We start from the raw sequence: 20,685 nt of genomic DNA, 5'->3' as shown, positions 1-20,685 counted from the left end.
TTCACTGTATAAATATTTATTTTATTGAAGTTCCAAAGATACTAACCTTATAATCCTAAATTAAATTCATCTATGAGATTATAGCATTTTTCCTTTAATAGACTAATTACTCTTTCAGTAGGCATGTTATTAATTGAATACTGAAATCTTTCATCTTGCCCTAATTTATCTAAAAATTCAACTTCTCTATAAAGTCCAACATCCTCTCCAGAATCAGGTTCCTTTAAGTGATTATTTAAATTCTCTTCATCAGTATTTACTTTTTCTATTTTACTTCCAATAGTTACAAGATATATCACCTTTGCACATCCTCTCGTAAAGTTCTAGTAAAATCAAGTTACTTTTAACCTTTAGTTTGTTAAATCTTTCTGCCATACATAATACGGCTGATACTCTGATATTACAGAGCAAAATTCCCAAAAATCTTATGCTGAAAATTATTATAAGGCTATCTTAGAATGATTCCAACTTCATTTTAAGATAGCCTCTTTTTTAATTTATCATATTATTAAATGCAGTTAACTCATCTGTTTTTTCTTGTAAATTTTATACTTATGCATAAGCATGTGGCATATTACTAAAAATTTTAACTAAGCTGTTTAGCAGCTTTCTTTTTACTTAATCCAGTTCCATACCAAGCAGCAAGTAAAACTATCATCCATACAACTCCAACTATAGCTGGAATTCTAGTATCTGCACCTAAAAGCATAGAAACAAATACGCCAACTAGGAATATCATAGTGATGATGCCTGAAGCTGGATAAAGTACTGTTTTAAATCTTAACTTGCTAACCTGTTCAGGTGTAAGACTCTTTCTGAATTTAATTTGAGTGTAAACAATCATGAACCATGCAAATATTCCTGCAAAAGTTCCCACGCTTGTAACATAAGTGAATGCTTTACCAGGTGCAACATAGTTTAGTATAACTCCGATTAACATAAATCCTACTGAAGTAAGTATTGCGTTTTGAGGAATGTTATTTTTATTAAGCTTTCCAAAAACCTTAGGCGCTTGTCCTTGAAGTGAAAGATTATAAAGCATACGACCTGTTGTGAATATACCTGAGTTACATGATGATGATGCTGCTGTAAGTACAACAAAGTTTATGATACCTGCTGCTGCTGCTATACCAAGTTTAGAGAATGTAAGAACGAATGGACTTCCTTTTGTTCCTATGCTGTCCCAAGCATAAAGTGACATTATAACAAACAATGCACCGATATAGAATATCATTATTCTTATGAAAACGCTGTTTATAGCTGTTGGTATTACCTTTTCAGGGTTTTTTGCTTCTCCAGCTGTAACACCAATAAGCTCAACTCCTACGAAAGCAAAGGAAACCATAGTCAAGGTTGATATAGGTCCCATGATTCCTTTAGGGAAGAAACCACCGTGAGCGGTCAACTTTGAAATACCAATTGGTACTCCATTATTTCCTAAACCGAACATTATCATAGCTAAACCAATTACTATCATAATAACTATTGTAGCAACTTTTATAAGTGCAAACCAAAATTCGATTTCTCCGAAGGCTGATGCTGCAGTTAAGTTTACAATAGTAAGTAAACAAACGGCAACTAGTGCTGATATCCACTGAGGTAAGTTAGGGAACCAGAAGGTCATATAAATACCTACTGCTGTAACTTCTGCCATACAAGTTACAACCCACATTATCCAGTAAGTCCATCCCGTCAGATACCCTGCAAGAGGACTTACATAATCGTTCGCATATGCACTGAAAGAACCTGCAACCGGATGTTCAACGGCCATTTCACCAAGGGAACGCATGATGAAAAATATCATTACTCCTGCAACAGCATATGTAAATAATATAGCTGGACCTGCTGCCTGTATAGCTGTTGCTGATCCCAAGAATAGACCAACTCCAATAGCTCCTCCTATCGCCATCATTTTAATGTGTCTTTCTTCAAGACCACGTTCAAGGCCTTCGCCATTTTGAGTTTGGAACTCATTGCTCATTTTAATTCCCCCTTTTATTTAATATCTTTCACTATTAGTTTATTTTATTCTCCGAATATTGTCAATAATTATTCGATTGATTTATCTTATATCACTTTTTTAAATATTCTTTCTTTGCTTTTAATTGTTTACTCCTTTATATATATCAATATGTAGATTCTGTCTTTTTTATTCTAGGTATAGATTTTTTAAAATTTTACGTAGACTATTAATTATATTACTAATTTGTGTTATATTAGTAATAGGTTTTATGCTACCAATTTTAAAGACTATAGAATATAAAACCTAATAAACTGGTATATCACCAGAGTATTGCATTATAATAAGGAGTGAAATTACTGAAATGAAAAACAAAATAATACTATCACTTACCACTATATTTTTTGTCGTATTGTTAGTATCTGGTACAGCTAGTTCTTTAGCAATAAACCTATTGTATAAGAACTCTGCTAGTAGTGAAGTGTCCCCATTATTTAGTTCTAATATTATATTAGTGATCCTAGGCACAACTATAGCCTGTACTGTTCTAGCAATGATAATTTTATCAATATACATTAATAATGTGTTCACGAATATTATTGTATTTAAAGAAAAACTTTCATTTATAGCAGATGGACAACTTTCAATTAGAGTAAAGGAACAAGGTATTTTAAAAGCAATTGCTGCAGATATTAATAAAGTTATAAATAATACAAAAAAGGTACTGTGCCAAGTTGGTGAAATATCTGATAAAAATAGGGGGCTTGCACTGACAATCAAGGACAACTCAGAAAGTACAGAAAGAGCTTCAAATGAAATAGCAAATTCTGTACAAGCCATTGCTGAAGGAACAAATCAACAGTCCCATGCTGCTATGTTATCAGACGATAATGTGAAAAGGATGGCTGAAAATAACAACATAATTATGGAACAAGCAGAAAAAACAAAAATAGTTGCAGGTGAAATGATAGAAATCGTAAAGGCAAATAGCCAGCTTTTCGGTGATTTAATCGGCAATATAAAAAATACTGGAGATATTACAACAAAGCTTGCATCAAAGATCTATCAACTTCAAATAGAAGCAGATAAAATAAAAAACATTACCAATGTTGTAACTGAGATTAGCGAGCGAACTAATTTACTTGCTCTTAATGCAGCAATTGAGGCAGCTCGTGCAGGAGAACAGGGAAAGGGCTTCTCTGTTGTAGCAGATGAAGTTAGAAAGCTTGCAGAACAGTCTTCCGACTCCGCTGGGGAAATAAAAAAATTAATTGAAAATATTACATTAACAATCGAAAATATAACATCAGAAACAAACAATCAAGTAAAGGAAATAGAAAAAGATATAAAATTTGCAGATGAATCAAAGGAATCTTTTTCTAAAATTGTGGAGTCAACACAATCTACCTTTGATGCAATAAAACAAATTAATGAACTATCAGTAAACTCTATGGAAATAACCTCCACTGTAACTAAACTAGTTGAAGAAATATCCTCTTCAACACAGGAGGCTGGGGCATTTACTGAGGAAGTTTCTGCTGCCTGTGAAGAACAGCTTGGCTCAATGCAGGAAATGAGCAGACTTGTTGAAAAAATGAACACTACCGCTGATGATATTGACAAAACGTTAAATTCCTTTATTAAAAATACTACCGTTGGTGAAAGTGAAAAGGCTTTGATAAACGAAGGATTAAAAATACTTAGAACCTTTAATGAAGATATGAATAACCAAAATATAACTATTGAAAATGCTACAAACTTCTTTAGGGAAAAAGTAAAATTCTACCCACAATTTGAGCTGATATCAACAATTAATAGAGAGGGCATAATGATATCTGCAAGTGTTGATACTAATATAGGCAATGATTTTACATACAGACCTTATTTTAAAATAGCCTTAGAGGGAAAAGAATATCATACTGAAGCTTATATTTCTAATACAACTTTTAATTATTGCATTACAATTTCCAAGCCTTTCAAAGATCCAAATGGAAACATAGCTGGAGTAATTATGGCAGATATTTGTATAGAAAGCTAGTCTTTCTATTGGGCACCATTTTTACTAAGCTTTACTTATAAGATTATAAATGATTACTTAAGCACATTAAGAAATACTTATGATATTACTTAATGTGCTTTTAATATTTATTTATAATTAAAAGTTCTTAGCTGCTTCCTCAGCCTTTTTAATTGCATTTCCTACAATAGCATCAACATCATTGCCTACTACATCTAATTCCTCTGCAGATATGGTATTGAAATCTGTAATTCCTAAGAATCCGAAAATAGTTCTTAAATATCTATCTCCCATTTCAAAGGATGAATTTGGCTCTGATGAATATTGGCCACCTCTTGCTGTAATATTAATAGCCTTTTTATTCTTACATAAACCTACAGGACCTTCTGCAGTATACTTAAATGTAATTCCAGTAACACAGATATAGTCCACGTATGCCTTTAATATGGCTGGTATGCTCAAGTTCCACATTGGCTCTGCAACTACATATTTATCAACTTCAGCAAATTGATATGCATACCTAAGAATAGGATGCTTTTTACTTTCTTCAGTTTTAGGACCAAAGACAGTGTTTATATCCTCTGCTGATAGTAGCCCTATTCCTTCTTTGTATAAATCTAAAGTAATAATTTCATCCTCTGGATGGCTCTGCTTGTACGACTCAATAAAACTATCAGATATCTTAAATGTTCTAGACTGACCTTCTGGTTTTGCATTTGCTTTAATATATAACACCTTAGCCATTTAATTTTACCTCCATTTTAATTTTATTCTATATTAGGGTGTTACATATTTAAGTTATTTATTCAATTGAATTAGTCACCTGTAGTTACATAATTGTCTCTTTTATTTCCAAAATTTTCAAAATGATAAATTACGCATAAGCAATGTGTTATCATCTATTAGCTTAAATTTTCCAATGGTGCTATAATAATATTATTAATTTAAAGTGCGAGGAGATGTAATCATGAATAAAATAACTATTGAATTAGAACAACTCTATTCTGATGCTAGAAGAGATCCTTTACTTAGAGAAAGGCTTCTTGCAACCCGTTCAGCAGATGACCCTATGGATGCCTTTTGTAAAATAGCTTGCGAAGTTGGACATCCTATCACCGTTGGTGACCTTTTCGCAGTTGGTCAAGAATATAGCGACAATCAATGCAAAAGTACAAATGGTGGAAATCCCTATCCATACGACTTATTTGATGACACATACGAAACATTTCTGGCCTCTCTGTAAAATGCACATAAAAGAAATTTCCCTCAAAGCTAAGTTTGAGGGAAAATACATTATATTATTTTTTCGTGAAACTTTACCCTTAAAAATAAATATCAGAAAACTCAATTTGTACAGCCTGTATTATCCTATGGTCTTGCATTAGCGACATGTCACGGGAAGAGTCCTTAGCCCTTAATTTTGTTACAGGAAGGGTAATTGTAAATAGGCTTCCCTTTCTTTCCTCACTGTCAACTGATATTTTACCTCCCATTGCGGTAATAAGGCTTTTTGCCAGTGACAACCCTACCCCTGTACCTTCTGCCTGTCTGGAAAGAGTACTATCTACCTGTCCAAATCGCTCAAATATTAGTTCCTGTTTTTCTTTAGGTATGCCTATACCTTCATCCCTTACTGTTATTGTTGCTTTTCTATTTTTGTATGAAATATTTACATAAATAGCTTTACCTTCAGGGGTAAACTTGATTGCATTTGATAAGAGGTTTAAAAGTATACGCTCATACTTCTCTTCATCAATAGCCATTTCTAAATAGTCAACCTCCGATGAAAATTTTAACTCTACCCCCTTTTGTTTAGCATATATATCAACGGATTCTACAATAGCCTGAGATACAAAAATAATATCTACATTTCTTTTATGCATTTTAAAATGTTCCGTATTAATTTTAGTTATATCCAATAAATTATTCACAAGTCTTAGTTGTCTGAAGGAATTTAATTTTATACTCTTTAAATAATTTTTTACTTTCTCCCCTACTTGATACCCATATATATTCTCAATAGTTTGCAGTGCTGCCAAGATAACATTTAGTGGTGTCTTAAATTCATGAGTCATTAGTAATAAAAACTCGTCCTTTATTTTCATCGCCTTTTTAAGTTCACGATTCTTTCTTTGAAGTTCATCCTTTGCCTTTTTTAGCTAAAGATGGGTTCTTACTCTGGAAACCAGTTCCTTTCTATTAAAAGGTTTGGTAACATAATCTACTGCCCCTAAATCAAAGGCTTTTACAATATCCTCTTTTTCATCCTTTACAGTTAGAAATATTATAGGGATATCCTTATACCTATAATCCTTTTTAAGGGTACTGCACACTTCATATCCATCAATTTCCGGCATATCAATATCTAACAAAATAAGCTCTGGAGTATTCTCTCCAAGAAAACTATAGGCTTCACTAGCATTCATTGCAATACCCAGTTCATAACCATATTCCGCCATGATTGTGGCTACTACTTGTATATTGCTAGGATTGTCATCTACTATTAAAATTAAGTCATTACTCATATTATTCAACCTCTCTATACTCCAAAATTAAATTCTTAATTTGCTCTAACTGTAATTTTATCTTAATTATATTGTAGCTCTCAGCACTAATCATTAATTCTTCACCTATTGTAGATAAAAACTGCAGATGGTGTTGCTTTCCAAAGGAACTTAGTATGCTAGCTAGATTTTTTACACTGCCTATAATCATAGATGTTTCTAATTTTTCAATTAACGGACTAATCTTGTTTCTTAAATCAGTAAGTATTTTAGCATCAATTGAAGGTATTATTATGTTTTCAACCTTAGACTTAGAAAAATCGTAGGTTTCTTTTTTCACCCTGTTATTGATATACCTTGATATTTTCTTCATCAGCTGCTCAACCTTAACAGGCTTCATCAAATAATCATCGAAGTTACAATTCTCTGATATACACTGTGCAGCAGAGGCACTTAAAGCTATAATTGGAATATTTCTCAGTTCTTGGGTTTTCTTAAGCTTAGAAGAAGCTTCAAAACCGTCCATAACTGGCATAACCAAATCCATAATTATTAATGTAGGTTTCTCTTCCTTGCAAACTTTTAATGCTTCACATCCATTTTCCGCCATTATTACTGTAATTCCCACTTTGGAGAGCAATTCCTTTAACAAAAGTCTGTTGGTTTCTATATCATCTACAATAAGCACCTTTTCCTTAGAAAAATTATAGTTTTCAAAACAAGCTCTATATGTATCCTCCAGAACCTCTTCTGTGGCAGCTACTTGAACATTGTAAAATTCCACATGAAAAGCACTTCCGCTGCCAAGGGTGCTATCAATAAATATTTTTCCCTCCATCATTTCAGTTAGTTTTTTAGTAATAGAAAGCCCTAGGCCTGTACCACCATATTTTTTTATACTTTGTCCTGATACTTGACTAAAAGCTTCAAATATCCTTTCTCTTTCATTTTCAGGGATACCAATACCTGTATCTTCGACGGAAATGCGGAGATCCAAGCTACTACTATCTTCATCAGCAGCACTGGCCTTTAACGAGAGTTTCACATAGCCCTTATCAGTGAACTTTACAGCATTACCTACTAGATTTAATAGTATTTGACGAACTCTTACTTCATCAAACAAAAGACTATCTGGAAACCCCTTCTGAATATTTATTATAAATTCAACATTTTTATCTTGAAGCTTCTGCCTAAATATATTTTCAATATCCTTAAAAACATTCTTAAGCTTTGCCGGTTTATACTGCAGCTCAATTTTCCCCGCTTCTATCTTAGACAAGTCAAGAATATCATTGATAAGAGTAAGAAGATTGTTCCCGGCAGTATTTATAGTTTCAACATAACTTTTATGTTTTTCATCTTTTATTGTACTTTGCAGCAATTCACTAAAACCTATAACAGCATTTAGCGGGGTGCGAATCTCATGACTTATGTTGGCAATAAACTGGCTTTTTGCCTTGTTAGCCTTTTCTGCTTCTATTTTTGCATATTTTAATTCAGTGTTTGCTTTCTCTAGCTCTGCAGTTCTCCCCTTAACCTTTTCTTCAAGATTATTTATATGTAAGTGTAATTCTTCTGCCATGGCATTAAATGCAGTTGAAAGCTTGCCAATTTCATCATTTTTAAAAATCTTCGCCCTTTGCAGTAGGTCTCCCTTAGAAAACTTTTCTGAAGCGTCAATTAGATGATTAATAGGCTTTAGAAAAGTCTCTGTGTTTTTCATGTAAATTACTAAGGAAAAAAGAAGAGCAACTATAGATAGAACTAATGAAATACGGATGTTTTTATTAATAGGGTATGTAAAGAAACTCTCAGGAATAGCTGTTATAATTAACCAGTCTAATCCTTCTCTTTTATATTCCGATACTTTTATGTGAATCTTATCATTTAATCTATTTATAACAAAGTTATCATTTGAAGATTTTTTATAGAGTTCATAAGCCTCTATAATAGATTTATTTTCAATTTCTTTAATTGTTCTCCTTTTAACTTTACCATCATCAGAAGTTGAAAAGTTAGATTCCTCTAGAGAATTGGCTACCAGTTCACCAGAATTTTTTTCAATAATACAAGCAGCCTCTACCTGATTACTGGTAATCTCTTTTAGGAACTTATTTAGTGTGGAAAGGGTAACATGTGTGCCTAGTACTCCCATAAGAATACCCTCTTTATCATAAATAGGATAGGCAGCAGAAAGCACAAGATCCTCCTTTACAAAATGCTTGTAGAGAGGAGAAAATATCGGCTTACCCTTTTCCTTTGCAATTTTATACCAATCTCTTGTACGAGGATCAAACTCACCAAAGTCTTGTACAAATTCTCCCTCAGTTAAGTCTTTTGTAACAGAGTAGTAATAAGAGTGACCCTTTGTTTCCCCATTGCTCCTATATATTTCTATATCATTATTTTTGTTCTTTCGAGCTCCATAATACTGGCCATTCTCCATACCGTAGCTAAAACTATAAATCTCTTCGCTGCTTGATTTTATTACTCCTGCAAAGAAGGTATCTCTTTTTTCTTTATCCTGTATATCTATAATTTGATTTTGTAACAAATTATGGTTTACTTTATTAATATACAGTGGAACATTGATAAGGTTATCTATCTCCCCCAGTATATCTTTACCGGCTTCATTCTCCATTTGTTCTATGAGGCTCCTAGAAGATGTTTTCCAATTAGAAAATATAATAGTGCCAATAATGATAAGAGTACTTATCATAAGCACTACAAAGGATATACTGATTCTAAATCTTATGGAACTTTGTTTTCTATTCATATTCAAACCACCTATCTAAGACTTATCTTTTGTACAGTATCAAATTATAATATAATTTTACATTTATCCGTTACTTTAATGTTCTTGTGCTTACTTTTCTTACATTCTATCACATTATAAGTGAAAAATTTGTATAATTGTCTACCAATTCAAATCATACTAACAACAAAAAATTTAATCTTTCATATTACAGAAATGTTCTGTAAATACAAAAGATTAATTATTCAGATGCTTTGTATATTCATGATAAATTAATACTTTCTAGTGGCAAAAAGTTATGCAAATAAAAATAGGATTCCCCACAGGCTTTAGAATAGATTAAGTATTACTTAAATAAATTCAAAAACAATGTGGTGAATCCCTACTTTAAACTATTTTCTTATTGCTTTAAAGGCTTCTGTTTGTGATTTTATGCCTTTTTCTGCTGCAAATCTTTCAATACTTGAAGCACCGAAGAAACCATCAATTCCTTCTGTTCTCTCTATTACATAAGCAGCATCTTCTGGTTCTGCAATAGGTCCGCCATGGCAGATTACCATAATATCAGGATTAACTTCTCTGCCTGCCTTAATAATAGCTTCAATTTTTTCTACACAATCATCTAATGTAAGTGCTGTTTGCGCTCCTATTGTACCCTTTGTAGTAAGTCCCATGTGAGCAACTAATATGTCAGCACCGGCCTCTGCCATTGCTCTTGCTTGGTCAGGGTCGAATACATAAGGTGTTGTAAGCATATCTAATTCATGTGCTTTTCTTATCATTTCAACTTCTAATCCATATCCCATGCCAGTCTCTTCTAGATTTTGTCTAAACACACCATCGATTAAGCCTACTGTTGGGAAGTTTTGCACTCCTGCAAAGCCCTGTTCTTTTAATTGTTTTAGGAAAATATCCATTACCCTAAATGGGTCAGTTCCGCAAACGCCAGCAAGCACTGGAGTATCTTTAACAATTGGAAGTACTTCTGATCCCATTTCAACTACAATCTGATTGGCATCACCATAGGATAATAGACCTGCAAGAGAGCCTCTTCCTGCCATTCTATATCTGCCTGAATTATAAACTATAAGCATATCTGCTCCGCCTGCTTCACTGAATTTAGCTGTAATACCAGTACCTGCCCCTACACCTAACAGTGTTTGCCCATTTTTAACCTGCTCTTTAAACTTTGCCATAATTTCGCTTCTTGTCATTGTATTCATAAATAAACCCTCCTATAATTTATTGATTTTCTATTTTTTCATCATGTCTATTAATTTTTGTGCTGCAGCTTCAGCAAACTCCACATCATTAATAGCGCAGTCCATCTCCACTATTTCTACAATATTTTTGTTTACGCCATTTCTTAGTGTATCAAATAGTATTTTATCTTCCTCTGGACCATAGAACGGCTGACCTTCAACATCAATACCAGATACTCCCTTTAGCGGTATAAATAAAGCGGTTTTCTCTTTAGCTAGATTTAACTTTTCCACTAGCTTTTTACCAATAGCTTGGTTTTCCTCTTTATTTGTTCTCATAAGAGTTACTGTAGGATTATGTTTATATAGGTTACGTCCCTTAAAGTTCTCCGGTACTGTATCATAAGGTCCAAAATTACACATATCAAGGGCACCTACTGATACAACCTGTGGTATATGATTCTTACCTGCTGCCTCTAAACGATGAGGTCCTCCATTTAAAACACCACCGATAATTTCATCTGCCCATTCTGTGGTTGTAAGGTCTAATACTCCTTCAATGAAACCTCCATCAATAAGTGCTTCCATTGAACGTCCTCCAATACCTGTAGCATGGAATACAAGAACTTCATAACCTCTCTTTTCAAGATATTCTCTTGCAGCTGTTATACAAGGTGTTGTCACACCAAACATAGTTGCAGCAACTAATGGCTTTTTATCTACAACCTTTGTGTTTTCGAACTTAAGCATACCTGTAATTGCAAATACAGCATTTGTAAAAATCTTTGTTGAAATTGAGTTAAGACCTGCAACGTCCACTACAGAAGGTATCATCATGATATCACTGGTACCTACATAGGGTTCAGTATTTCCTGAAGCAACTGTTGAAACCATAACCTTTGGCACGCCTATAGGCAATGCTCTCATAGCTGGTGTTACCAGAGAAGTTCCACCGGTGCCTCCAAAGGAGATTATTGCATGAAATTTACCCTCTTTGTATAATTTAGGTACCAATTTTTCCATACCCTTTGATAACATTTCAGTTGCTAAAGCTCTGTCCTTTTTAGCAGCAAGCTCTTCAATATTTGTGCCTGCAGCCTCTGCCACCTCTTTGTTTGTTATATCTGGTTTAAATATAGGTTCAAATACTCCTGTGTGAATGGTAAAAGTGCCTAATCCCTGACTTTCAATTAATTCCTTTACGTATAAGTACTCAGTTCCCTTTGTATCAAATGTTCCTGCAATTGCAACTGTCTTCAATTAATACCCCTCCCCAAAACCTCTATTTTAATATTTATGAAAATATTAGTAAGCATATTAAAGTTATTTAGTAATATTTAGAGCCTTTATAACTACAAAACTAATCTCTTTAAAAATGAACAAAAGCAGCATGATTAACTGTAAATTAATCATACTGCCTTTAATGTTCAATGTAAACGTTATTATGTTCTGTGTTTTTGTGTTTATGTTATATTTTGTTTTTCAACCTAACTTCCTTTGGAGAAAAGCCCATATATTTTTTAAATATCTTACTGAATTGTGCATAGTCCTTATACCCTACTAAAGCCGCTGCCTCTGATAACTGAATTTTTTCTCTATGTAATATTTCCACTGCCTTTTCTATTCGAAATTTAACCAAATACTCTGGAAAACTGCAGCCCACTTCCTTTTTAAAAAGAGTACTTAAATAACTTCTAGACACATGAGCAACCTTTGCCAGATCCATAAAGGATATATCCTGCATATAATTCTGAGCAACATACTCCTTCACAAACTCAACGTAATCATAGTGTTTTTTAACTCCGTCCAGCATTTTAACCATTAAGTCATCTTCATCAAGGTGCCCTGATACTTTAAAGGCTTTTGTTACATTTGTGATAGTCTTTTCCGAGGGAATTCTTTCAAAGGCAGAACCTCCTATGTATCCCATAAGGTTTTCATTGTTGCTATACATATACTGAACATCAATTGGTGTTTTAACAGGACCACCATAAATAAGCTTAACTACATCAGGTCTAAGCTCATTGCATTTATTAAATATATTTGCTGCCTTAACCTTTGCTGCTTCTAGTGAAAATACCTTTTTTGCACCTAAGAGACCTCCCTCAGTTAATCCTAAGTGGACACAGATAACATCAGCACCGGCTTCAATCATCTCTTCTGCCTGAACCTCATTAAATACAAAAGCAATTGTAAACATATTTTTTTCATGAGCTATCTTTATTGCCTCTACTTCTTTTGAATAACAGCAGCCAGCTTCTTCAAGACCTTCTCTAAATTTGCCGTCAATTATGCCTACTGTAGGATAGTTATTTATACCGGAAAAACCCATAGCTTTTATTTTTTCTATATAGTCCTCCATATCTATTGTAGGGTCTGTACCATTAAAGCCAAAGATAATAGGCACTTCCTTTACCAATGGTATTATTTCCTTTGAAGCAAAATCCATTACCATATCATTGCTGTTACAAAAGGGCAGATAACCTGCTAGAGAGCTTCTCCCCATTATTCTAAACCTGCCGGAACTGAGTACCAGTATAAAATCAGCTCCTCCCCTTTGAGCATACTTTACTGTCATTCCTGTGCCTGTTGCCACACCAATAATATGGTTACCTTTTTTTCTTTCTGATTTTATGCTTTCTAATATGTTTTGCCTTTCCATAATACAATACCCCTTGAGCTTATAGTTATTTCAGCACAACTCCAAGCAAGCTAATAAGCGAAATAGCCTGGGCAGGTGATATTACTGCACCATAAACATCTTCTACTCTTGCAGCAAGGCCATCAATTTTACAACTGCTAAAATCCATTCCTTTTAATTTAGTATTATAGAACTGACTTTGGAAAATATCAGTATCTTTAAATTCTACTTTAGAAAACTTACTCTCATAAAAATCAGCATAAGGAAGCTGGCAGTTGCTGAATATCACTTGTTTACAATTTATAAATCTAAAAGATGCATATTGTCCGCTGCATTGATCAAAAACAACATTATTAAAGGTTGTTTCTATGAAATCACTTCCTGTAAGTTTGCAGTTTATAAACTCTACTCTATGTATTGATGACTCATTTAGTTTAATATTAGAGAGATCACAGTTTTCAAATCTTACATCTAACAATTCTGCTTCCTCTAGAGATACATCTACAAACTTTGTATTCTTAAATATTACTTCATTAAAGGATACTCCCTTTGTGTCAATATTTTCTATCAAGCCTTCCTTTACTAATACTGATGAAATTGAAGTGTAATCTGATATGTCCCCTTCTGTTAAATCTAATTCACGTAAGTCCTTTTGGATTTTAGGCTTTAATACCTTTATAGTATTCTTATTTTCCGTCATTTTATTTCTCCTTTTCAAATTCTTTCTAGAATAACAGGCTATATTAATTTATTATATATTATCATATTTGATGACCAAAGCACACTTTAAAATGTTGCAAATTAATACTAACATAGAAATAAAAAAAGCTGAAGAATATATAGCGTATATCCTTCAGCTTTTTATTAATCTGTTGTAAATGGTAGTAATGCTATGTTTCTTGCTCTCTTTATAGCATCAGTAAGTGATCTTTGATGCTTAGCGCAAGTACCGGAAATTCTTCTTGGAAGAATCTTTCCTTTTTCAGTAACATATTTTCTTAACTTATTTATATCTTTATAATCTATAAATTCAACTTTATCCATACAAAAAGAACAAACTTTTCTTCTAGCTCTTCTCATCTTAGCTGAATTTCTTCCGCCTTCTCTATATGCCATGCTTTTCCCTCCTTACCCTTTAGAATGGGATATCTCCATCATCTACTGGAGTTATATCCTCTCCATATGTTTCTTGGCCAAAACTTTGAGTTTTTCCAAATTCTTCAGACATATTACCGTTAAATGATGATCCTGCAGCTTTATTTCCACTTCCCCATTCAAGGAATTGAACTTCTTCTGCAACAACCTCAGTAACGTATCTCTTAGTACCGTCTTTAGCATCATAGCTTCTTGTTTGAATTCTACCGCTAATACCGATAAGTTTTCCCTTACCTGTATAATTTGCTGTAGATTCAGCCTGTTTTCCCCATACAACTATAGGAATAAAATCGGCTTCCTTCTGTCCGTCTTTAGAAAATCTTCTATCAACGGCAACAGTAAATGTAGCAACAGCTGAACCAGTTCCCGGAGTAAATTTTAACTCAGGATCCTTGGTCAATCTTCCAATTAAAACAACCTTATTCAATTAAAACACCGCCTATTGCTCATTCTTAACTATTATGTGTCTTACAACAGCATCTGATATTCTGAATACTCTGTCTAACTCTTTTGGTAATTCAGGATTAGCACTGAAATTTACTAGAGTGTAATATCCTTCGCTGATTTTGTTTATTTCGTAAGCAAGCTTTCTCTTACCCCAAACATCAACGTTTTCTATTACTCCTCCACCATTTTCTATTACTCCCTTAAACTTTTCAACGTTAGCTTTAAAAGCTTCTTCGTCTAATGATGGATGTAATATAAATATAGTTTCATACTTTCTCATTAAGTTCACCTCCTCCCCTTGGACTATCGGCTGTGTTTTACACAGCAGGGACTTCAATTTTGAATTTTATCATTAATTTGATCATAAAGCAACACTTTTTTGTTTAAAATATATTTTTTTGCTATTTTTCTACACTTTTTTGTTTCTTGGAATTTTCATATTTTAATTCTAACCTGTATAAAATCATTACTTTTCAAGTAAAGCTTTGATAGTTTCATCTAGTTTTTCTGGTTCACATGTTGGTGCATACCTGGCAACAACCTCTCCATTTTTATCCACAACAAATTTGGTAAAATTCCACTTAATGTCATCTCCAGTTGTGCTAAAGCCGTATTCTTGTAATTGTTTATATAATCCTTCTGACGCAGCATCTTCCTCTGCCTTTGGTGCTTCTGTCTTTAAGAACTTTACCTTTGTATTCATTCATAGAAACTTCTTTTCCATTTATATCCTTTACTTTGTAATCATATATCATATTAATCTCTCCCTTTGATTTTATAAAATTTAATTGTATTCAATTTAACTTCTTTTATATTACTTAATTTTATTTAGACTGTCAATGAAATTTTTATTTATATTTCCACTAATTATTGTCTAAAATAATAACTATAAATATATCATTTGATGAATATATGAAAAAAAATATTATTTCAATTGACAGTAGCATAAAAGATTGCATAAAATATAATTGCGTCAAACTAATCTGCGTTACTAGATATGAACATAAAAAACCTGGCTCTATAGAGGTCATATAGTAAAAAATCACAGTAAAACAAGGAGATGGTAAAAATGGCTAGTATAGAAGTAAATAAAGAAGCACCAGACTTTGAAATTGAAGACTTCAAGGGAAATAAATTTAAACTTTCTAATTTCAGAGAAAAGAAGAATGTACTTATTGTACTGAATAGAGGATTTGTTTGACCCTTTTGCAAAAAGCATATGATGCAGTTGCATCAAGATTACGATAAATTCCTTGAAAAAGATACGATAATAGTTGCAATGGGACCTGAAAATGCAAATAGCTTTAAAAGCTACTGGGAAGAAAATAATCTTAAATTCTATGGTATTCCTGATGGAAAACAGTCGGTGCTAAAACTATATGATCAGAAAATAAATATATTTAAACTAGGCCGAATGCCTGCACAGATGCTAGTAGATAAAATGGGAACTCTGAGATATGTACACTTTGGAAACTCCATGAAGGATATTCCTGAAAACTCCGAAATACTTAAGATATTAGATACACTGTAGACCTTAATAATATAATATTAAGAAGGACTTATACGGAGTGCTAAGCAGATAAGCTTTTGCTACCTCACGTACGTCCTTCTCTTTTTTCACTTTTGACCAAACTCGTCTTTCAATTTCATATTTATTCTAATAAGACTTGTATTAATGCATATTAATCAGTTAACTTAATATAGCTAAAAAATCGTCCAAAGATTTCTTCAATATTAAAAGTTTTTCAGCATCTTCAGAAAAGTTACAGTACAATTGCTCTGGTACCTCCACTATTTCTTTCTTTAAAGCTAATCCTTTTTCAGTTAATTCTATTATAACCACTCTATCATCTTGACTATCTCTATATTTCTTTATCAAATCTAAACCCTGTAGTTTTTTCAAAAGAGGAGTTAATGTTCCAGAATCCAGATGCAGTCTCTCGCCTATATGTTTAACATTCATTTTTTTTCCCTCCCATAACACAAGCATTACAATATACTGTGTATAGGTAAGGTTATACTTATCAAGAAGAGGCTTATATAACTTTATTAACTCTCTTGAAGCAGCATATAATGAAAAGCATAGTTGATTTTCTAGTTTTAATTTTTCGTATCTTTCTATGATCCATTACCTCCTTTCAATTTTAAATCTAACAAAATTGAATTGTGTGCAATTTATTTTGTTTTATTTTACTTAATCTCATTTAAATTGTCAAGAAAAATTTACATATCAATATTAATTAGCCTGTGTGCTGCCCTAATGATATCCTTGCCTAATCTTAAGCCATCTTATCGACTCATGCTATACTACCATTTTCAAAATATACCTTTTGATTACCTTCTTCTATTTTCCTTATTCCTTCCTCAAAATATCTAATGTATGCCCGCTTGCTCCCAACAAATCTGGTCTTTCACAGGTGGAAAAATGATAATTAAGGAAAAGCTGAAATGTATCTTCATCCATTGAATTCAAAATAGGGCGCATATAATTAGCTGGTCCATCTGCTGCAATTAATTTTATCCTGTGCAGTCTTGCTTCTTCATTTAATTTATTGATATCTTCAATTCTTACATAATCATATAAATCTTTTGGTTCCGATATAACATGAAAATCCTCAGTAAGTTTACCATTATCAATACATGCACGAATATTATTTTCCTTAAAACCATATGTTAATACACTATATTCATTCATGCAATATGCTACTAGGATAGCGCCTCCAACCTTCGTTACTCTTTTTGCCTCTTGTAGCACTTTAACTTTATCCTCAAACTTATACAAATGATACATTGGTCCAAAGACCAAGGTCATGTCAAAAGTATTTTCTGAAAATCTTGATAAATCTAATGCTGTTCCCTGAAATGCTTTTACTGTACTTCCCTTTGACTTTAAAATACCTAGATTGTGCTTCACAAGTTCAATGGCAGTAACATCATATCCTTCATTTGCTAATTGTACAGAGTATCTGCCTGTCCCTGCTCCAACATCTAAAATTTTTGCATTATCATTATCTCCTAGATACTCATGAATATACTTCATAGAAGTGATATATTCAACTTGTCCATATTTTCTCGTTAATCTCTTGTCCTCACAAAATTTATTGTAGTATTTCTCTAATTCTATTGTCATCTCTTTATCTTCCTCATCTGTTAAATATTAAAAACTTTTGAATATAAAAAGTCATCTTCTCCTGGCCATGAGCCTTTTACATTCTAACAAATATTATATCATATACTGCGGTTAAAATATGAATAATTATCTTCATAAATACTGAAATAAAAAATGAAGAACCGAGAATAAAAAATTATTCTTGGCTCTTCACTACTTGTGATTTATTCTTTAGTTTATAATCATTGCAGTTTATAAATAGGGCAAAGCATTAACCCATAAACTTAGCAAGGTCAGCATTAACGTCTCCGCTTATTAACTGAAGGTTAAAGTTATCTTGTAATACCTTTAATACTCCAGGAGTTATAAACTTAGGTGCACTTGGTCCTACATGAATATTCTTAACTCCAAGGCTGAATAGTCCAAGAAGGATAGCAACAGCTTTTTGCTCAAACCAAGATAAAATTATGCTTAATGGTAAATCATTTACTGTACATCCAAAAGCTTCTGCTAAAGCTAATGCAATTTTAACTGCAGAACCTGAGTTGTTACATTGTCCAAGGTCGATATATCTTGGAATGTCTGTGCCAGGTACTGTTCCATAATCAACATCATTAAATCTGAACTTTCCACAAGATGTTGTTAAAAGTACTGCTTCCTTTGGAAGTGCTAAAGCTAAATCTCTATAATATTCTCTTCCTTTAGTTGGAGCATCACAACCAGCTATAACAAAGAATCTCTTTATCTTTCCAGCTTTAACTGCTTCTATTATTTCTGGTGCTATACTTAATACAGTGTTGTGGTGGAAACCTGTTGTAACTGTCTTATCTGAATCTTGATTAACAACATTTAATGATAATGCTTTTTCAATTACTGGGCTAAAGTCATCGTTAACTATCTTCGGAACACCTTGAAGTCCTGCAGTTCCATAAGTCCAGAATCTGTCTCCATAAGTTCCTGTAGTTATTGGCATTAAGCAGTTTGTTGTTCCAAGTATTGCTCCCGGGAACTCTTCAAATAACTTTCTTTGATCGTACCATGCTTTACCTACGTTACCCTTTAAGTGAGAATATTTCTTAAGCTCTGGATATCCGTGAGCTGGAAGCATTTCTGAGTGAGTATATATATTAATTCCTTTTCCTTCTGTTTGCTTTAATAATTCTTCTAAAGCATAAAGATTATGTCCTGTTACTAGTATGCAGTGTCCCTCTATTTTATCTTGAGATATTGTAACTGGAGTTGGAACACCTAGTTTTGATGTATGTGCTTTATCAAGCACGTCCATTATTTTAACTGCAGCACTACCAACCTTTAAAGCCATTCCTATGTTCTCTTCTAAGCTAAAGTTTGAATTTGTAAGTGTTGTATATAGTGCTTCGTGAGTAATGTTATTTACTTCTTCGTCAGAAGCTCCAAGTTCTCTTGCGTGAGTTGCATAAGCAGCTACACCCTTAAGACCTAATATCATTATATCCTGTAAGCTTGCTATATCAGGATTTTTTCCACATACCCCAAATTTAGTACAGCCTGTAACTGGAGTTTGCTCACATTGGTAACAGAACATTGGATTTGGTTCAACCTTCTTAATTTCTTTTTCATTATTACACATTTGATATTCCCCCTTTAATTTTATAATTAAATATTTTAATTTTCTTTGATATTACAGCTAATTGTCAGTAATACTTTGTTATTTCCTCTATATGGATTTAATTTAGCTATATAATACCATGCTACCCAAATTAAATCAGTAACGTATGTTACAAAAATTATTCTTTTTATAAAATATTTATAAAAGAGGAGACCTAGATATGTCAGTATCAAATGCAAAACTGGGTTTATAAATTTAGCTTTCCAATGGCCCACTGAGCCATTTCTCTTACCTTTTCATTACTGTCGTTAGAAGCACACCTGATATATTCTCCATACTGTTCCTTATAGTCATTTACCATTGCATTGATGGCATTAGTCTTCCATCTCCAAACATCATCTTTTCCTATATACCAAAACTTAGGCTGCATCACCTTCTCTAAAAATGTATAATCCATTTCTAAAATTTTTTCTAATGATATATGTTCACTTAATTCAGTTAAACCTGGAAATTCTTCTGCTGCCCTCCAGGATCCTTTGTTCATAGGACAGACATCCTGGCAAGCGTCACATCCAAAGACCCAGCTGCCCATCTGACTGTTAAATTTTTCATTGGGCAAATCCCAACCTTCAAATGTGGTAAGGCAAGAGATACAGGATAAGCGGTTCATAGTATAGGGTTCTGATAAAGAAGCTGTTGGACAGGATTTAATACATAGATTACAGTTTTTAGGACATTCCTTCAATGTTGGTTTTTCAACAGATTCTAACTCTTTATCAATCAGCCATGCCTCTAAATGCACCCATGAACCAGACTCTGTATAAAAGAAATTATTTCTCCGAACTAGTCCAAGTCCCGCCTTTAGTGCCGCCCAACGGAAAGCAGTAATACCAAATTTCCTTTCAGCAGCAGTTTTAAGCCCTATTTCCTGCAAATATGCTTCAAATTTTAAACTATCTTGAAAATCTTCGGAATTCTCATCCCTTCTACTGTCTACCAAATAATATTTTCCAATCAAACCTTTCAAGTGATCAGGAATATGATATTTTCCGTATTGTCTTACACAGATAACGATTGACTTTGCCCAAGGATATGTATCTTGCAAGCGGGCAAAGCGATAAAATCCTTCATAATATGGTTTAACCTCTGGAATACGCTGGATTCTTTCATTAAGTTTCTCCTCATAACCGGACATATCAGATATTTTAATAATGCCGCACTTTTCATAGCCCATATTCAGTGCTGCATTTTTTATTTTTTCTACTAATAAATTCATTTCTTATGCACCCCTTCCTTAGGCTTATACT

At 33.0% G+C, this 20,685-nt stretch carries 21 protein-coding genes and 1 pseudogene; 4 read left to right on the top strand and 18 right to left on the bottom strand.

Going from position 1 to position 20,685, the window contains the following annotated elements; all coding sequences use genetic code 11:
* Positions 1-47 precede the first annotated feature (47 nt).
* Positions 48-299 (bottom strand): hypothetical protein, encoded by a 252-nt coding sequence (locus P8V03_RS11620; RefSeq protein ID WP_318798236.1) that lies wholly within the window; start codon positions 297-299, stop codon positions 48-50.
* Between the two features lie 287 nt (positions 300-586).
* The gene (locus tag P8V03_RS11615) at positions 587-1,981 is read right to left on the bottom strand and encodes an amino acid permease (RefSeq protein WP_318798235.1); all 1,395 of its coding nucleotides are present in this window, start codon (positions 1,979-1,981) and stop codon (positions 587-589) included.
* A gap of 343 nt (positions 1,982-2,324) precedes the next feature.
* Here P8V03_RS11615 and P8V03_RS11610 point away from each other — a divergent pair, with 343 nt between their 5' ends.
* A complete protein-coding gene (locus P8V03_RS11610; RefSeq protein ID WP_318798234.1) occupies positions 2,325-3,998 on the top strand; it encodes a methyl-accepting chemotaxis protein in 1,674 nt (557 codons plus the stop codon).
* A 117-nt stretch (positions 3,999-4,115) separates the two neighbouring features.
* Here P8V03_RS11610 and P8V03_RS11605 read toward each other — a convergent pair whose 3' ends face one another.
* Complete coding sequence (locus tag P8V03_RS11605) at positions 4,116-4,721, bottom strand: FMN-dependent NADH-azoreductase (RefSeq protein ID WP_261671714.1); 606 nt, start codon at positions 4,719-4,721, stop codon at positions 4,116-4,118.
* A 205-nt stretch (positions 4,722-4,926) separates the two neighbouring features.
* Here P8V03_RS11605 and P8V03_RS11600 point away from each other — a divergent pair, with 205 nt between their 5' ends.
* Complete coding sequence (locus tag P8V03_RS11600) at positions 4,927-5,220, top strand: hypothetical protein (protein WP_261671715.1); 294 nt, start codon at positions 4,927-4,929, stop codon at positions 5,218-5,220.
* A 79-nt stretch (positions 5,221-5,299) separates the two neighbouring features.
* Here P8V03_RS11600 and P8V03_RS11595 read toward each other — a convergent pair whose 3' ends face one another.
* The 11 genes from P8V03_RS11595 to P8V03_RS11545 all read right to left on the bottom strand — a co-directional run bounded on the left by P8V03_RS11595 (position 5,300) and on the right by P8V03_RS11545 (position 15,384).
* On the bottom strand, positions 5,300-6,082 hold the full coding sequence (locus P8V03_RS11595) for a sensor histidine kinase (protein WP_318798233.1): 783 nt from the start codon (positions 6,080-6,082) through the stop codon (positions 5,300-5,302).
* 54 nt (positions 6,083-6,136) lie between these two features.
* Complete coding sequence (locus tag P8V03_RS11590) at positions 6,137-6,502, bottom strand: response regulator (protein ID WP_318798232.1); 366 nt, start codon at positions 6,500-6,502, stop codon at positions 6,137-6,139.
* A gap of 1 nt (position 6,503) precedes the next feature.
* On the bottom strand, positions 6,504-9,257 hold the full coding sequence (locus tag P8V03_RS11585; RefSeq protein WP_318798231.1) for a hybrid sensor histidine kinase/response regulator: 2,754 nt from the start codon (positions 9,255-9,257) through the stop codon (positions 6,504-6,506).
* 371 nt (positions 9,258-9,628) lie between these two features.
* Positions 9,629-10,459 (bottom strand): phosphoenolpyruvate hydrolase family protein, encoded by an 831-nt coding sequence (locus tag P8V03_RS11580; RefSeq protein ID WP_261671718.1) that lies wholly within the window; start codon positions 10,457-10,459, stop codon positions 9,629-9,631.
* 30 nt (positions 10,460-10,489) lie between these two features.
* On the bottom strand, positions 10,490-11,698 hold the full coding sequence (locus P8V03_RS11575; protein ID WP_318798230.1) for a Tm-1-like ATP-binding domain-containing protein: 1,209 nt from the start codon (positions 11,696-11,698) through the stop codon (positions 10,490-10,492).
* 208 nt (positions 11,699-11,906) lie between these two features.
* Complete coding sequence (locus P8V03_RS11570; protein WP_318798229.1) at positions 11,907-13,100, bottom strand: phosphoenolpyruvate hydrolase family protein; 1,194 nt, start codon at positions 13,098-13,100, stop codon at positions 11,907-11,909.
* 25 nt (positions 13,101-13,125) lie between these two features.
* Positions 13,126-13,779, bottom strand: a complete 654-nt coding sequence (locus P8V03_RS11565) for a pentapeptide repeat-containing protein (protein ID WP_318798228.1) — start codon at positions 13,777-13,779, stop codon at positions 13,126-13,128.
* A 164-nt stretch (positions 13,780-13,943) separates the two neighbouring features.
* Entirely contained in the window at positions 13,944-14,195 is a 252-nt protein-coding gene (gene rpsR / locus P8V03_RS11560; RefSeq protein ID WP_261671722.1) for a 30S ribosomal protein S18, read from the bottom strand.
* A gap of 19 nt (positions 14,196-14,214) precedes the next feature.
* A complete protein-coding gene (locus tag P8V03_RS11555) occupies positions 14,215-14,661 on the bottom strand; it encodes a single-stranded DNA-binding protein (protein ID WP_261671723.1) in 447 nt (148 codons plus the stop codon).
* A gap of 12 nt (positions 14,662-14,673) precedes the next feature.
* Positions 14,674-14,961 carry a 30S ribosomal protein S6 gene (gene rpsF / locus P8V03_RS11550; protein ID WP_261671724.1) on the bottom strand — a complete coding sequence of 96 codons (288 nt, stop codon included), beginning with the start codon at positions 14,959-14,961 and terminating at the stop codon, positions 14,674-14,676.
* A 186-nt stretch (positions 14,962-15,147) separates the two neighbouring features.
* On the bottom strand, positions 15,148-15,384 hold the full coding sequence (locus tag P8V03_RS11545; RefSeq protein ID WP_318798227.1) for a hypothetical protein: 237 nt from the start codon (positions 15,382-15,384) through the stop codon (positions 15,148-15,150).
* A 366-nt stretch (positions 15,385-15,750) separates the two neighbouring features.
* Between P8V03_RS11545 and P8V03_RS19265 the strand changes: the two genes are divergently transcribed.
* Both P8V03_RS19265 and P8V03_RS11540 read left to right on the top strand, forming a co-directional pair.
* Entirely contained in the window at positions 15,751-15,882 is a 132-nt protein-coding gene (locus P8V03_RS19265; protein WP_487286212.1) for a hypothetical protein, read from the top strand.
* A gap of 12 nt (positions 15,883-15,894) precedes the next feature.
* Positions 15,895-16,212, top strand: a pseudogene (locus P8V03_RS11540) (peroxiredoxin family protein); the annotation flags it as partial.
* Positions 16,213-16,371: 159 nt separating this feature from the next.
* Here the strand turns inward: P8V03_RS11540 and P8V03_RS11535 are convergent.
* From P8V03_RS11535 to P8V03_RS11520, 4 genes are all read right to left on the bottom strand, one after another.
* The gene (locus P8V03_RS11535; protein ID WP_318798247.1) at positions 16,372-16,803 is read right to left on the bottom strand and encodes a MarR family winged helix-turn-helix transcriptional regulator; all 432 of its coding nucleotides are present in this window, start codon (positions 16,801-16,803) and stop codon (positions 16,372-16,374) included.
* A gap of 231 nt (positions 16,804-17,034) precedes the next feature.
* A complete protein-coding gene (locus tag P8V03_RS11530) occupies positions 17,035-17,811 on the bottom strand; it encodes a class I SAM-dependent methyltransferase (protein WP_261671726.1) in 777 nt (258 codons plus the stop codon).
* A gap of 250 nt (positions 17,812-18,061) precedes the next feature.
* On the bottom strand, positions 18,062-19,354 hold the full coding sequence (hcp, locus tag P8V03_RS11525) for a hydroxylamine reductase (protein ID WP_261671864.1): 1,293 nt from the start codon (positions 19,352-19,354) through the stop codon (positions 18,062-18,064).
* Between the two features lie 271 nt (positions 19,355-19,625).
* Complete coding sequence (locus P8V03_RS11520; RefSeq protein WP_318798225.1) at positions 19,626-20,654, bottom strand: epoxyqueuosine reductase; 1,029 nt, start codon at positions 20,652-20,654, stop codon at positions 19,626-19,628.
* Positions 20,655-20,685: the final 31 nt, after the last annotated feature.

The organism is Clostridium tanneri, from assembly GCF_033659955.1.
Taxonomy (GTDB): Bacteria; Bacillota; Clostridia; order Clostridiales; family Clostridiaceae; genus Clostridium_AM; species Clostridium_AM tanneri.
Note: the sequence above shows the minus strand (reverse complement) of the source record. Positions and strands in the feature narration are given on the sequence as shown.